This window comes from Halorubrum tebenquichense DSM 14210, from assembly GCF_000337415.1.
Lineage (GTDB): Archaea > Halobacteriota > Halobacteria > Halobacteriales > Haloferacaceae > Halorubrum > Halorubrum tebenquichense.
The window spans coordinates 1-371 of record NZ_AOJD01000063.1 but is presented as its reverse complement, the minus strand read 5'-3'; the positions used below and the strand labels follow the sequence as shown (position 1 = coordinate 371).

Annotated in this window: 1 pseudogene; it reads left to right on the top strand. The window is 58.8% G+C overall.

The features are described 5' to 3' along the window. A pseudogene (locus C472_RS12070) lies at positions 1-371 on the top strand (transcriptional regulator); the annotation flags it as partial.

The following is a 371-nucleotide window of genomic DNA, read 5'->3' as shown; positions in this document are numbered from 1 at the left end:
CGGCGGGTGAGTACGTCGACGTCCTCGAGGACGCGAGAGACGAGCTACTCGACATGACGCGGTCACTTGCACATGAGGACTACGAGTGTGAGACGTCCGAGTACCTGAGTCGAATCACGAAAACGGCGATGGGTCTCGCGGGAACCGCGTTTCACGTCCTCGATTTACTCGATATTGACGTCGTTTGGGAGGCTCGCTTACCCGACTACAACCGACACCCGGAGCGATACGGGGAGGACAATGCCGAGTTGTTAGCAACGACGCTTGCGAAGAACGCGCCGATTGCGGCGACGTACGGGAACCACGTAGTCCGGCGACTGTTGTTTGAAGACCGAGACGAGAAGCGACGTCAGTCGTTCGACCCTGTCGTC